Source organism: Iningainema tapete BLCC-T55 (genome assembly GCF_014698965.1).
Classification (GTDB): domain Bacteria; phylum Cyanobacteriota; class Cyanobacteriia; order Cyanobacteriales; family Nostocaceae; genus Iningainema; species Iningainema tapete.
The window spans coordinates 36,032-47,947 of record NZ_JACXAE010000130.1 but is presented as its reverse complement, the minus strand read 5'-3'; the positions used below and the strand labels follow the sequence as shown (position 1 = coordinate 47,947).

Here is an 11,916-nt window from a genome sequence, read left to right as displayed (position 1 = left end):
TCGTAAGGGCTTTTCTCCACCTTCTATTCCTGCTGTTTCTTGACTCTTGTTTTTAGGGGGAAGTGAAAAGTTACAAAGTGAGTAAATTTGCTACTATTTTACTAGCTGATTTTTCACCTTTCAAAATTGTTTTAGTCATTACGAGAGCTTCATCAAAGCATACCCCTGACATCAGCAACATACCTAATTCATTGTTTGTAATTTCTAACTCTTGGTTTACCTCAAGCAATTTTTGCTCTAGGTGACAAATATGCGAGTTTTGACTTTCTACCAAGTTACGTAAAAATTCTATTTCTTCCTTTGCCGCTAATAATTCTTCATGAGTAGATGCTGTAGGGTCTATAGTTTGGCTCTCAAGTTGATTTTCTGCCATAAATTAGCGAATGTTACTATCAAAGTAGTACACAAACACTACTTTGTTACCATCATGACATATTTATTTAACAAAACAATATACCCTTTAGGTAGTTGACCATTTTAGTAATTAATAATAAAATTTTAGTCCATTTTAATAGAAAATACTTCTCAACACTCGCTCAATAGCTAAATCCCTGCGACATTTCCTAGACTTTTAATTGCTGAGAAACTACTCTTTACCGTATACATGAGCAATTTTATCGTTAATTTTCACAGTCCCAGTAGTGATAACTTGTGCCAAGACACCTGTTTGTGTATGTTTAAAGTGCTTTTGGAGTAAAGACAGTAGAGCAATATCTCGTTCTCCTGTCTCTGGATGAACATCTATATTTAAGCAGCGATTGATTCTGGCTGTAATGGCGATTTTAGCTGTACCAAGTTGCATTTCTTGTCCTACCCAGTCAAATTCTCCCCAAGCAGGTACACCATCTACAACAATATTTGGGCGGAAACGACGAATATCAACTGTTTTTCCAGCTAACTCACTTAAATGGTCAATAGTTGCTTTACTAACAAGAGAAATATGCACTGCTTCTCTGTCAGGATAGCGCGTTTTACCGAATTCACCTACTAATTGTAAAGGGGCGCGTTCAGGATGTCGCGCCGATTGACTTGGGTAAATTCCTGCTAAATATCCAGTGAAAAAGGTAGCAATTTGTTCTCTGCCTGCATCAGTTTCTGTATCTGCTACTAATAACTCTACACCTTTACGTCTGACAGTTAAAGTGCTATTGGTTGTATCGTAAAAACAGTCTAAGGCTGCAAGTCCATGCCAGTCGTTTTGCATGGCGAAGTTGTGCTTTTTTAGCCACGGTACTTTTGTCGAGTCGGTATATATTGACTCTTCTTTATACATCAAGGCGAAAGCTCGATCGCCTGGTATACCATGTCCTACTTGTAGGTTGACGCGATCGCACGAGTGTGGTGATAAACCTTTAAATGGGTGGATAAATAATTGTTCAACGCGAAAGTTGTTCATATGATAGCAGATAAATTAATTTCTCACGCAAAGACGAGGCAGTGCGTTGCGGAGGTTTCCTCCGTTGAAGCAACTGCCGTGCAAATACACAAAGAAACTTTTTGCGCCTTTGCGTGATACTTAAAATTTTATCGGGAACGGATAGGTTTTTGACGCACTGATTGACCCTTTTTACTTGGAGCATTACTCGTAATACTACGCAAATAGAAACCTCCAACAGTCACCAGAAACACAACATATCCCACTGCTTGCACAACGTAGAGATGGTGTCTGTAACCAAACAAAGCGGAGAAAATAATGCCGGGGAACTGGTCATCGGGTAAGATTGAGGAAGTGTTCCAGACCATTGGACCCAGTATGCACGAGTGAATTTTTGTAAATCGTTCGTAATAGAAACAAAGGCTTTGAGAAGCGCGACTACTTAGAGCAAGGGTAGAAGCAGCTTCATCAAATTTTTGCAAAGAAGCAACTACTAATCCAGCCACAATCAATACTAATAAAACTCCCATGACTTGGAAGAAGGAGCGAATGTTGATTTTTATACCCCATTTAAAGAGAAGTACACCTAGAGCGGCAGCCGTGGCAACACCACCAAGTGCGCCAATGGCGGGGATTAATCCTTGTTGAAAGTTAGCAGCGACGAACAAGACAGTTTCAAAGCCTTCACGTAAAATGGCAATGAAAACTAAAGTAAAAACTCCCCAACCTGCTGCCTTGTCTTTTTTTAATGCATCTGTTACTGCTCCTTCAACCAGAGCTTTCATATATTTGGCTTGTTTCGTCATCCAAATTAGCATCCAGCTGAGCATAAAAATTGCTAACACGCTGAACACACCTTCCATCAATGGTTCAACTACCGATGAGTATTGGGGATTAATTGCGCTGACTACTTGTATCATCCAAGTGAACATTACACCAATCAGCGCACTAACAATAATACCAACGCCAACGCCTGCGTACACCCAGGGGTTAAGGCGGGATTGTTGCGCTTTTTTGAGTAAAGCTAGTACAATTCCTACTACGAGGGCTGCTTCTACTCCTTCTCGGAGTGTAATGACAAAAGTGGGTAAGGCAGTACTAAAATTCATTGTTTGTTGTTAATTGGGAAATTGTTAATTGGGAAATTGTTAATTGTTTATAGAACAATCAACAATTAACCATGAACCATTGTTTATTTCTGTGCTTGTTTACTGTCTGTATCAATCACTTTTTGGGAATTTTGTTCAATGGTTTTTACCAGTTTGCTTGTATCAGCAGGTGTCTTGACTAGGGTTGTGGGTGGGGTAACTGTAGGCCAAATTTTAGTTAGTTCAGCCATACTAGCGACGATCACTTTGTGTGCTTCAGGATGCTGTTTTGCCATTTGGCTGGATATGCCTTTGTAGATTTCGTTGGCATGGATGACGAAGCCACGAGAATCTTGATATTCAATTTCGGCAGAAATTTTACCGTTAGCAACTGCTGCACCATACTCTGAGTTGGCTGCATCTAGCAATCCATTCACTACCTGTAGTGCAAATTTTGGTTTTGAGAGTTGATCTTGTGGTAAAGCGGCGATTGCTGTATCAACTGCTTGCATTGATGAGGCAAAATCTGTTTTTACTTTGGCATTTTTAGGGTTTGATTTGACAAAATCTTGCAAACTAATTAAACTTGTTTTGAATTCCTTGACTTTACGCTCATTAAGTTGTTCTTCCACATCAGTATAGATTTCTTCTACTGGATGTCCGATGTGAGGTTCAGCTTTTTGTGGTTGATTTTGATCTAATAACTCTTTTGCTACCAAAAGATGTCCTTTCATTAACCCTAGCTTGGTTATGTAGTCCACATCTTTTGCCTCACCTGTGAGTACTATTTCCTGAACAGTAACCTGATCTTTGATTTGATCGAATTGCTCCTGAGTAATTACCTTTTTAGAAACTAATTCCTCTGGAGATGTATAGGGACGACTTGCTTGAATTTTGTTTGATAATGCGGGAATACCCAGTTGTGCTTCAAATTTATCCAATTCTGACAAGATCGCATCATTGATGTTAATTTTTTTCTTGCCGCCATGTCCTGTGTGACTGACTGCTTCAGTTGCTTGGGAACCAGTGTTAGCATTGGGTGCTGTCGTAGTTTGTGTTGTGGGCGTACCGTTACAAGAACTGATGGTGACTATTAACGCAGTGGCAAAGGCTAAGCAAATGTGATGAAATTTTAACATTTTTCCGCTCAGTAGGGTTTAAAGGGTCTTCATGAAAACAGTTGCAACCAGTCTCAACAAGTGAGTTGGACGCTGTGTCCTAAATTTTGCTAAGTTTATTTTGCATGTAATGAAAGTATTTATCAACTAGTTGGGAAAATTTTAATACTACTCTGTAGAGATTTTCAATTTTGTTAGCTATAAAACCATTAAAAACAGAGAAAACCCCTTTGCATACCTAAATTAGGTACAGCAAAGAGGTAAGAGTGCAAGAACAAAAATTGTTTACATCAGTTATTCCACAAGCCTTTACGCAGCTAAGTATGGTGGATTAACTTATACAAACTGTTGTCAGATGACTACAATAGCTAAGCAATTTGGACGCTTGGCAAAGAGGTATGCATCATGCTATGGAATATCAAAAACATATAAAGATTCTATTTTCTAATTAGCTCACCTCTCACATCGCCGTTTGCCAAGGGCTAACCTCAAGTAACCCAGAGGGTTTAAACACTACTTTGAATAAACCAAAACGTGTGTGTGAGACGTCGGCTTTGCGCAACTTGGGCAGGTAAGTTTCTAGCACCAAATTAGAAGCTTCTTGATTAAGTGGCTGGTAATCTGCAATTACGCCCTGTTCGTTAATGAGGACACGATAGACTAAATCAGTTTTCATCATGGAAGTTGGTTGCCAATTGGGGCGAATTTGGTCGTAAAGCTTCTGCTTTAACTGTGCGATCGCCTCTTTGTCAGTAATTTCCGAAAGTGTTTCTTTTAACTCTAGGGATTTAGCTGATCCTAATGTGGCGGGACTATGGTAACTGGAAACTGGTACAGACCAAACTTTGATAGTTTCATCTCCGCTACCACTGACGAGTATCCCCCCCAGCCCCCCTTGATTAGGGGAGTTTGGAGGGATCGGGCTAAAAGCAACTGACCAAACAGGTTTAGAATGTTCTGCTAAGTCGCCTAATAGTTTGCCGGTGGGTAAATGCCACAACTTGATAGTTTTATCATAGCTACCACTCGCTAAAGTTTGTCCATCTGGACTAATTGCCACCGACCAAACTGCTCCTTTTTGTCCTGTAAATGTGCGTAGCACTTTACCATCACTAACTTGCCATAGTTTGACAGTTCGGTCAGCACTGCCACTAGCTAGAGTTTGTCCATCCGGACTAAAAGCCACAGAATGTACAGTACCCTTTTGCCCCACAAGCAGGCGCACTACATTACCATCAACAAAGTTCCAAATCTTGATGGTGCCATTCTCACTACCACTAGCTAATATATGAGCTTCGGGTATTGGGCTAAAAGCCACAGATCTCACCCAGTCGCCATCTTGAAGTGTCTGGAGTAGTTTGCCAGTTTGCAAATTCCATAAGCGTATAGTTTTGTCAGAACCACCAGAAGCTAGTAAAGTCCCCGCCGGATTAATGGCAATTGTCTTGACATCATCTGTATGACCTTCAAGGGTTTTGAGCAAGGTGCCTGTTTTTAAATCCCACAACTTAATCCGATTATCCCAGCTACCACTGGCAAGGATAGTGCCATCTGGGCTAATAGCGAGAGATTCAATTGAGTCGCTATGTGCTTTTTGGCTATGAAGTAATTGACAAAGTTGCAGATTCCAAACATTGATCGTGCCATCATGACTACCACTCGCTAGAGTTTTACCATCCGGGCTGATGGCGATCGCATACACCCAAGTGGAATGACCTTGGAGAGTGTGAGCAGCTTGAGTCGTGAGCCAAGAATTAGATGCTAGTGAAAGTTTGAATTCAGAAAGTGATTTAGACCATCCGATCCCAACAGTAGCCGCCATTGCCATTACTGCCAAGGCTGCTGAAACTTTCCAGTAAATTAGCTTTGACATTATAGACAGACGCTCCATTTACATTTAGAGACAGTTAATTAAGTTTGATAGTGCTTTTTGCTGACACCACTGCTTTGGGTGGCACTTTTGCTTGAGCTTTTTGTTGTTTACCTTGACGTTCAATCCAAAGTCTGATCAGAAACAAAACGGTAATTCCGGTACTTGCGACAATTCCAATCGGTGTTATATACGTCCAGTGACCTGACATCTTACCCCAAACATGCCAAGTTAAAAGAAACATAGAAGGGTAAGTAAGTTGATGCAATCTTTTCCAGTTTTTCTTCAGCTTTTTAATACTCCAGTCATTAGAAGTTATAGCCAGAAGTGCAAAAACTATTAAAGTTACTGCTCCTTGAATATAAATCCAATATGTTTTCGGGTCAAAAAGATCAAAAGTTCTTTTTTTTATTACTAAAAGTCCATGACCCAAAGCAAAAAAGAAAGTGATAATACCTATGGTACGACGATGTTTCAGTAACCATTTAGGAATGCTATTCTTTTTTATCTGTGGAAAAACAATTCTCATAATTGTGGGAAGTAATGTGGCAACATAGCTAACTAATGCCAGTAATCCCAAAATATTATCTAAAGGTGATGTGTCCATTTCCATTGTGGGAACTTAATAATTTACTTCCGCCTTCAGCCTAGAACTGAAGTTCTAGGCTTATAGCTAAAGTCAGTTAAAACCGACTAAATTGTTGATTTTTATTCCGTTTTAACGGAATTGGCGCTATTAGCTATGTACTTGAGTACATGGCGAGCATGTATAGAATTAATTAGCCCTGATAGTTCTTCAGACAAACTTTATTGAAATCTCTTGTGCTTCACATTTGTTTTACACACTTATATGAGCATACATACTTTTAGAATAAAAGTCTACATTCATAAAAAGAATACATTTATTCTTTGACTAAATGGTGATAATTTTTTTTTATGCCTGCTACTGATAAGTGAAATTTTACGTCTCTACACATCGGAAATTTTCATTCACACCCTTAAGTAATTAGTATTGCACAAAACATTGACTTTTTATTAATAAGTTGTTATTTTATTGTGCAGAGATCTAAGCTCTCAAAATAATTGACAGAATATTGCAATCTTATTAGACTTGTGAACAATTCGTTTGGACTGTTAACAGTTGATAGTCAACAGTCTTAACTTAAGATTTACAAATCATCTAGGACTGCCATAACACAAATAAAAGCTTGAAAATTTGAGGAGTAGTGCAATGATAAGCGCTAATACAAAGCAAAATACAGTTCTTTTTCAAGAACTTTGCATAGAACAAACAGCTTGTATTTCTGGAGGTGGAGGTTTTGCTCTGGCTAATGCCTTTGCAGAAGGTCAAGGTTCTGGGGCAATTTTTGTGTTTACAAACGCAATTACAAGAGTGGTTGAAGAAAACGGTAATAGTCGGTCATTATCATCGTCTAGATCTTTTGTAGCTGCGGGTAATTCCTAAACTTCAGAAACCCGACTTCTTAAAGAAGTCGGGTTTCTAGTTTACTCATAACCCTTCACCCAAACTTGACGGGATACACTGGTGGTTCAACATGAATGACAATCCGTGCTGGACTAAACCATTGCTCCAGTCGCTTTTCTACTTCCTCCGTGACACGATGGGCTGTTTTTGTATCCAATGCATCTACGACTAAATGCATTTCAATAAAGACTTGGCGACCTAAAACCCCGCGAGAGGCTATATTATGGCAGTTTACAACTCTGGGAACTGAAAGGGCGATATTGTTAATTACTTCTGGTGGAACCGCCATCTGATCTACAAGTAAAGGTAAATTGTCTTTGAAAACCGACCATCCACTCCAAAATACTAACAAGGCGATTGGAAAAGCCAATATTAGATCCAACCACTGAAAACCTAGCCAGACACCAACTAAACCACCAATAACAGAGATTGTTACCCAAACATCACTCATCGTATGTTTGGCGTCAGCAATCAAAATTTGACTACCTACTCGTTTTCCTACAGCACTTTCATAATATGCAACGAAAATATTAACGCCCAATACAATCAATAGTATCCACAGTTCTGTTGGTGAAATCTTGACTGTTTGATTGCTGCTGATAATTCGTTCAACTCCGCCTTTAAAAATATCAAAGCAGGTGATACCGATAAAGGCAGAAATTCCCAAAGCACCCACAGATTCAAACTTTTCGCGCCCGTAGGGATGCTTGCGATCAGCATCTGGGGAAGAGTAGTGATTTGCAACCAATCCTATAATATTGTTGGCAATATCTGTCACACTATGCAAAACCTCAGCGATCAAACTGAGAGAATTTGTATACTTTCCTACGAAAGCTTTCAATACAACCACAAGTAAGTTAAGCAGTAGGGTAATGATTAAAACCTTTCTTACTGCGGCTTGGTTATGGTAAGTCATGGAGTATTTCCGATATCAACTTCTCAGTTAAAATTCTCTCGATGGTGTGAAGTAATGGGATGCCCTGGTGTTTATTCAGATATTCACTGAAAATGTAAACGCTTCACAGGAATTTTATAACCTATATGAGCATACATATTTTTGTTCTAAAAATCTACTTTTATCAAAAGAATACATTTATTTCAATTTACTAAGGTGATAATTTCTATTTATATTAATTTCCTCAAAATCTTCCGGAGGAAAATTAGCAAATTTATTTTAAATTTATCATTTAGATATATTGAAGATTATGTTTTAAATTGCTATTTTATTACTAGGGTATTAAAAGCATCCTTTGGATGGTTAAAACAAGAAAAATTTGAGGATTAGTACAATGATGGTTACTGCAAAAAATAAAAGCTCAGTTCTTTTTAGAGAACTGAGCGAAGAAAATGCTGCTATGATTTCAGGAGGTGTAGTAGAGGTAACTAGTTCTGCTGAAGTAAAACTGACTGAGCCTTCTACAATAAAACTGACTGAGCCTTCCACTAATAGAAATGTACTTGTAATAGATAGAATTCCCAACCTTTTAGCTCCTAACAATAACCTATTTGTAGAGCGCACAGCGATTACCAATAATAGTAGCTTACGTGTAGCACTAAGAATTTTAGGTCTTGAATAACAATCCAAATACCTAGATGATGTATTTGCTAGGTGAAAATTGTCTGGTGGGCAATGCCCATCATACATGTATTTCAAAAATCAAATATTAGCTTTATATTTGCTAAGTCAAAATAGCTGTTTTTCGGCTCTCTAACTTCTGAAAAAAGTTAGGGAGTTTTTCAATTTAAATTAAATTTTTTATACCTTTGCCAGTTATTATTAATTTACTTTTTACGTAGTTTTAAAGTGAATATTTAATTAAAAATTAGATTTTATATTTATGTTTAAACTAATTTAAAAATACTATGATTAATCAAAATAAAATAAAAGTTTCCGGATGAAATATTGCCACATTTTTTATTTAAAAGTATTGACTTTTAAATAGTAGTAATGTTACTTTTATTTTGGGTGGTAAACAAATACTAAAGATTACTAGTTAACCCCCCTAAAAAAATCTGAAAATTTGAGGTTTAGTGCAATGACAACTTCTAACACAAACAACCTGGAAATCTTTTTTCAAGACCTATCTGAAGAAGATACAGCTAACATCACAGGCGGAGAGGGGGTTGTTGCTACAGGTAATGCTTCCGCATCCTTTGAAAATAATGTTGGCGGTATAGCTCAAACATCAGTAATTACATCTGCCGTAGATCAAGGTACTCATAAAGGAACTTCTCAATCAACTTCTGCCTCGATCGCTTTCAATGACACCCAAAGAGATTCCCAAATTTTTGGACCTAGCTTTGGGCTTAACTTTCCGAATTTCTTAACCGGATTATAAATTGTTTAATTTACTACCTAAATTATTTAGGTAGTTCCGAGAAAACATTGCTGAAAGTGCAATCACTCCCGGATTAAAAAGCTTTCAGTAATGTTTTTATGAGAGTAGACAGGTGAATCGCCTCTCTACTCTTCTAAGTGTCAAATTTTGCATAAAGTAAACAGCAGGGACACAATATTATTGTGTCCCTATTAGTATGTTGAGACAACAATCTACATAGCAATGCAATGGACGCAATCAGGCTCAGCGACACTTGCAATGCCTCAACAGATATCTGCATTAATATGCAGATATCTGAGGTGATTGAGCGATACTTAAAAATGCGATCGCACTTCACTAGACATCGAGCAAATCTAATTGTGCGTTGTCTGCAATCCTTGTATGAACGGTGAGGGAACCTCTGTGAGCATGTTTTTTGGAGATGTTAACCATATGTGAGACTACACATCTGTGGCAAAATCTTTCTCACACTCCCCAGTAACGTCCAAGCTATATGCTGATTGTAGATTGCTAGAACCCTTGCTAGTAGAGTGTCAAAAGCGTGTATTGTCATCCTACATATATGCCAAAAACCAGAATGCAAGCAAGCATTGGGCAAAAATAGTTTCTCAAGAATTGATTGCACCATTACAAATCCTCTGTTGGTGTTCAAAAAACAACTATTCATGGTGGGGGAAAACTACGAATGAACGAAAAAGTTATCTCCCAATATGAGTTAACGGGATGCCCTGGCGTTTCTTCAGAGAAACTTTATCAGAAAGCATGTCTGCTTTACAGGTGTTTTACACACCTATTTGAGCATACATAGTTTTGGAGAAAAAATCCACTATAAACAAAATAATACATTTATTCTTTTGTTCAGTGGTGATAACTTTTCTTTATATTTTTCTCCGATTTCCTTGCCACAGTATCTCTTTATTCCTTTGTGCGAAATCCTGTTTCTTTCGTTTTTGCGCAATATGGTTGAAAATGTTCTTTACCTTTTCGACATCAAGGTGCTGATGTTTACTTACGTACTCTATGTTAGAATTATTAACTTGGTAAAAGATACTTTCTTCGTATCTTTGCGTATAGTTCCTCCGTAAATCGATAAACTGTAACCTCTCTGTGACATAGCTTTGACAAACTCGACAATAAAATTGACGCCGAGGTAACTTCAAGTAAACATCTTTACCACTGCTTGGTAAGTCTCTAACAATTATTGGTCTAGTTTGATGCAACTCTTCAGTATAATTACCGCAATGGGGACAGTTAATGCCTTTAGCTAAAATGCTCAACTGAAAGCATACGGAATTTTCAGTTGAATTCCAGGACTCTACGGTTACGCCTGGTAAATCAAGCAGATTTGTAAGATGTGAATTCATTGTCAAAACGCTACCAAGTAATACAGTCAGTACCAGGATTAGATCAAGTGGTGCTGGGAAATGTTTAGTAATTGCAACAAAATATCTCAATGAAGGAAGCAGCAGAAAAATCTGCCCTCCAAATTTGAACTAGACGACGCGCTGCGTCGCTTTTACTATGTGCGGATATAAGCATCCCTGGCGGCAGATGTCAAGTAAAATCTGTTTTCGTGTAACTACTTGGTTAAGGATATCAGATGTTGGCGACTACTTCAAACTGACCCATGCAACCATTTTCTGCGATCGCATCCTGATGAGGGTGAAACATATACTTACCAGTATAGCGAAAAGCAAATTCTAAAATGTGCCTTTCCGCCGTTCCCATCGTGATTACATCCGATTCACCAGTGGGTTTCAAAGTCATTCCAGTGGGATAAATTTTGAAAAAGTTGGCGTGGAGGTGAAAAGTTACTGCCGGATCGTATTCAATCAGATTGAGAACGTACAGGCGAATTAGCTGATTTTGGTAAATGCTGATGGGGTGATGATCGTAGTAGTGGGGCAACCCGTTGAAGGCATAAAATTCGTTACGACTATCATCATTCACATCATACCCTGCCATAATGAGTACTATTTCATCAGCAGGGGGACGCGGAGTGGGTGGATCGACAATAAACATTCCGTACAGCCCTTTAGCAACGTGACGGGTTACTGGTTCAACATGGCAGTGGTAAAGATGTACTCCGTAAGGTTCAGCATCAAACTCATAAATTGTGGCTTTACCGTTGCTAATTGGACGAATACCATCCATAGAAGCAGGATGAACACCGTGAAAATGAAGAGAATGGGAATGTCCCGCTTTGTTATGGAAAAGTACCCGCACGCGATCGCCTTGTTTTACCCTTAAAGTAGGTCCGGGAATATGACCATTTAAATCCCACACATTGAAAGCTACAGCACTATTGAGTTGAATTACCGAAGTACCAGCAGTTAACCTAAATTCTTTGATTGTGCGACCATTTTCTCGCTTTACAGTGCCATAGTCAAAACTCCGTGCCATATTCATAGGGTTTGCTACCGCTTGGTGGGAAGCTACCATGGACATCGGTGGTATCTTCACCTGTTGCTTTTGTTTGGCGTTTAGCCCATGCCATAATGCCCCTACTCCCGCCATCCCAGCACTCGCTAATGCTAGCTTGAGTAAACGCCGCCGATGCAATAGTGTATTATCCAAAACAAAGTGGTTGGGCATGACATTGCAAACAATGAGCAACATTTATATTATTGCAAATTGTTT

General features: G+C 38.6%; 14 protein-coding genes. 4 read left to right on the top strand and 10 right to left on the bottom strand.

Going from position 1 to position 11,916, the window contains the following annotated elements:
* Positions 1-70: 70 nt before the first annotated feature.
* The 6 genes from ICL16_RS42905 to ICL16_RS42880 all read right to left on the bottom strand — a co-directional run bounded on the left by ICL16_RS42905 (position 71) and on the right by ICL16_RS42880 (position 6,064).
* Complete coding sequence (locus tag ICL16_RS42905; RefSeq protein WP_190838532.1) at positions 71-373, bottom strand: hypothetical protein; 303 nt, start codon at positions 371-373, stop codon at positions 71-73.
* A gap of 213 nt (positions 374-586) precedes the next feature.
* The gene (locus tag ICL16_RS42900) at positions 587-1,396 is read right to left on the bottom strand and encodes an MOSC domain-containing protein (RefSeq protein ID WP_190838530.1); all 810 of its coding nucleotides are present in this window, start codon (positions 1,394-1,396) and stop codon (positions 587-589) included.
* A gap of 128 nt (positions 1,397-1,524) precedes the next feature.
* Positions 1,525-2,484, bottom strand: coding sequence for an FTR1 family iron permease (locus ICL16_RS42895; protein ID WP_190838527.1), 960 nt, complete (start codon positions 2,482-2,484; stop codon positions 1,525-1,527).
* A gap of 83 nt (positions 2,485-2,567) precedes the next feature.
* Positions 2,568-3,602 (bottom strand): ComEA family DNA-binding protein, encoded by a 1,035-nt coding sequence (locus ICL16_RS42890; protein ID WP_190838525.1) that lies wholly within the window; start codon positions 3,600-3,602, stop codon positions 2,568-2,570.
* A gap of 439 nt (positions 3,603-4,041) precedes the next feature.
* Entirely contained in the window at positions 4,042-5,454 is a 1,413-nt protein-coding gene (locus tag ICL16_RS42885) for a WD40 repeat domain-containing protein (protein ID WP_190838523.1), read from the bottom strand.
* A gap of 34 nt (positions 5,455-5,488) precedes the next feature.
* The gene (locus ICL16_RS42880) at positions 5,489-6,064 is read right to left on the bottom strand and encodes a ferric reductase-like transmembrane domain-containing protein (RefSeq protein ID WP_202895987.1); all 576 of its coding nucleotides are present in this window, start codon (positions 6,062-6,064) and stop codon (positions 5,489-5,491) included.
* Positions 6,065-6,682: 618 nt separating this feature from the next.
* Here ICL16_RS42880 and ICL16_RS42875 point away from each other — a divergent pair.
* On the top strand, positions 6,683-6,916 hold the full coding sequence (locus tag ICL16_RS42875; RefSeq protein ID WP_190838521.1) for a hypothetical protein: 234 nt from the start codon (positions 6,683-6,685) through the stop codon (positions 6,914-6,916).
* Between the two features lie 55 nt (positions 6,917-6,971).
* On the opposite strand, the gene cdf31 is transcribed toward ICL16_RS42875, so the two are convergent.
* Positions 6,972-7,853 carry a CDF family zinc efflux transporter Cdf31 gene (cdf31, locus tag ICL16_RS42870; RefSeq protein ID WP_190838519.1) on the bottom strand — a complete coding sequence of 294 codons (882 nt, stop codon included), beginning with the start codon at positions 7,851-7,853 and terminating at the stop codon, positions 6,972-6,974.
* Between the two features lie 373 nt (positions 7,854-8,226).
* On the opposite strand from cdf31, the gene ICL16_RS42865 reads away from it, so the two are divergent.
* The 3 genes from ICL16_RS42865 to ICL16_RS42855 all read left to right on the top strand — a co-directional run bounded on the left by ICL16_RS42865 (position 8,227) and on the right by ICL16_RS42855 (position 9,668).
* The gene (locus ICL16_RS42865; RefSeq protein WP_190838517.1) at positions 8,227-8,514 is read left to right on the top strand and encodes a hypothetical protein; all 288 of its coding nucleotides are present in this window, start codon (positions 8,227-8,229) and stop codon (positions 8,512-8,514) included.
* 459 nt (positions 8,515-8,973) lie between these two features.
* Positions 8,974-9,276, top strand: a complete 303-nt coding sequence (locus tag ICL16_RS42860) for a hypothetical protein (RefSeq protein ID WP_190838515.1) — start codon at positions 8,974-8,976, stop codon at positions 9,274-9,276.
* Positions 9,277-9,503: 227 nt separating this feature from the next.
* Positions 9,504-9,668 carry a hypothetical protein gene (locus tag ICL16_RS42855; RefSeq protein WP_190838513.1) on the top strand — a complete coding sequence of 55 codons (165 nt, stop codon included), beginning with the start codon at positions 9,504-9,506 and terminating at the stop codon, positions 9,666-9,668.
* A gap of 32 nt (positions 9,669-9,700) precedes the next feature.
* Here the strand turns inward: ICL16_RS42855 and ICL16_RS42850 are convergent, their stop codons facing one another.
* The 3 genes from ICL16_RS42850 to ICL16_RS42840 form a co-directional block, all read right to left on the bottom strand.
* On the bottom strand, positions 9,701-9,904 hold the full coding sequence (locus ICL16_RS42850) for a hypothetical protein (RefSeq protein WP_190838511.1): 204 nt from the start codon (positions 9,902-9,904) through the stop codon (positions 9,701-9,703).
* Between the two features lie 250 nt (positions 9,905-10,154).
* The gene (locus tag ICL16_RS42845; RefSeq protein WP_190838509.1) at positions 10,155-10,640 is read right to left on the bottom strand and encodes a transposase family protein; all 486 of its coding nucleotides are present in this window, start codon (positions 10,638-10,640) and stop codon (positions 10,155-10,157) included.
* A 232-nt stretch (positions 10,641-10,872) separates the two neighbouring features.
* Positions 10,873-11,871 (bottom strand): multicopper oxidase domain-containing protein, encoded by a 999-nt coding sequence (locus tag ICL16_RS42840; RefSeq protein WP_190838506.1) that lies wholly within the window; start codon positions 11,869-11,871, stop codon positions 10,873-10,875.
* Positions 11,872-11,916: the final 45 nt, after the last annotated feature.

What these genes read in the sequence shown, in the direction of transcription:
- cdf31 (WP_190838519.1), bottom strand. Translation starts at nt 7,853, where the DNA reads ATGACTTACCATAACCAAGCCGCAGTAAGAAAGGTTTTAATCATTACC.
- ICL16_RS42865 (WP_190838517.1), top strand. Translation starts at nt 8,227, where the DNA reads ATGATGGTTACTGCAAAAAATAAAAGCTCAGTTCTTTTTAGAGAACTG.
- ICL16_RS42890 (WP_190838525.1), bottom strand. Translation starts at nt 3,602, where the DNA reads ATGTTAAAATTTCATCACATTTGCTTAGCCTTTGCCACTGCGTTAATA.
- ICL16_RS42875 (WP_190838521.1), top strand. Translation starts at nt 6,683, where the DNA reads ATGATAAGCGCTAATACAAAGCAAAATACAGTTCTTTTTCAAGAACTT.
- ICL16_RS42845 (WP_190838509.1), bottom strand. Translation starts at nt 10,640, where the DNA reads ATGAATTCACATCTTACAAATCTGCTTGATTTACCAGGCGTAACCGTA.
- ICL16_RS42850 (WP_190838511.1), bottom strand. Translation starts at nt 9,904, where the DNA reads ATGGTGCAATCAATTCTTGAGAAACTATTTTTGCCCAATGCTTGCTTG.
- ICL16_RS42895 (WP_190838527.1), bottom strand. Translation starts at nt 2,484, where the DNA reads ATGAATTTTAGTACTGCCTTACCCACTTTTGTCATTACACTCCGAGAA.
- ICL16_RS42905 (WP_190838532.1), bottom strand. Translation starts at nt 373, where the DNA reads ATGGCAGAAAATCAACTTGAGAGCCAAACTATAGACCCTACAGCATCT.
- ICL16_RS42885 (WP_190838523.1), bottom strand. Translation starts at nt 5,454, where the DNA reads ATGTCAAAGCTAATTTACTGGAAAGTTTCAGCAGCCTTGGCAGTAATG.
- ICL16_RS42855 (WP_190838513.1), top strand. Translation starts at nt 9,504, where the DNA reads ATGGACGCAATCAGGCTCAGCGACACTTGCAATGCCTCAACAGATATC.
- ICL16_RS42860 (WP_190838515.1), top strand. Translation starts at nt 8,974, where the DNA reads ATGACAACTTCTAACACAAACAACCTGGAAATCTTTTTTCAAGACCTA.
- ICL16_RS42880 (WP_202895987.1), bottom strand. Translation starts at nt 6,064, where the DNA reads ATGGAAATGGACACATCACCTTTAGATAATATTTTGGGATTACTGGCA.
- ICL16_RS42900 (WP_190838530.1), bottom strand. Translation starts at nt 1,396, where the DNA reads ATGAACAACTTTCGCGTTGAACAATTATTTATCCACCCATTTAAAGGT.
- ICL16_RS42840 (WP_190838506.1), bottom strand. Translation starts at nt 11,871, where the DNA reads ATGCCCAACCACTTTGTTTTGGATAATACACTATTGCATCGGCGGCGT.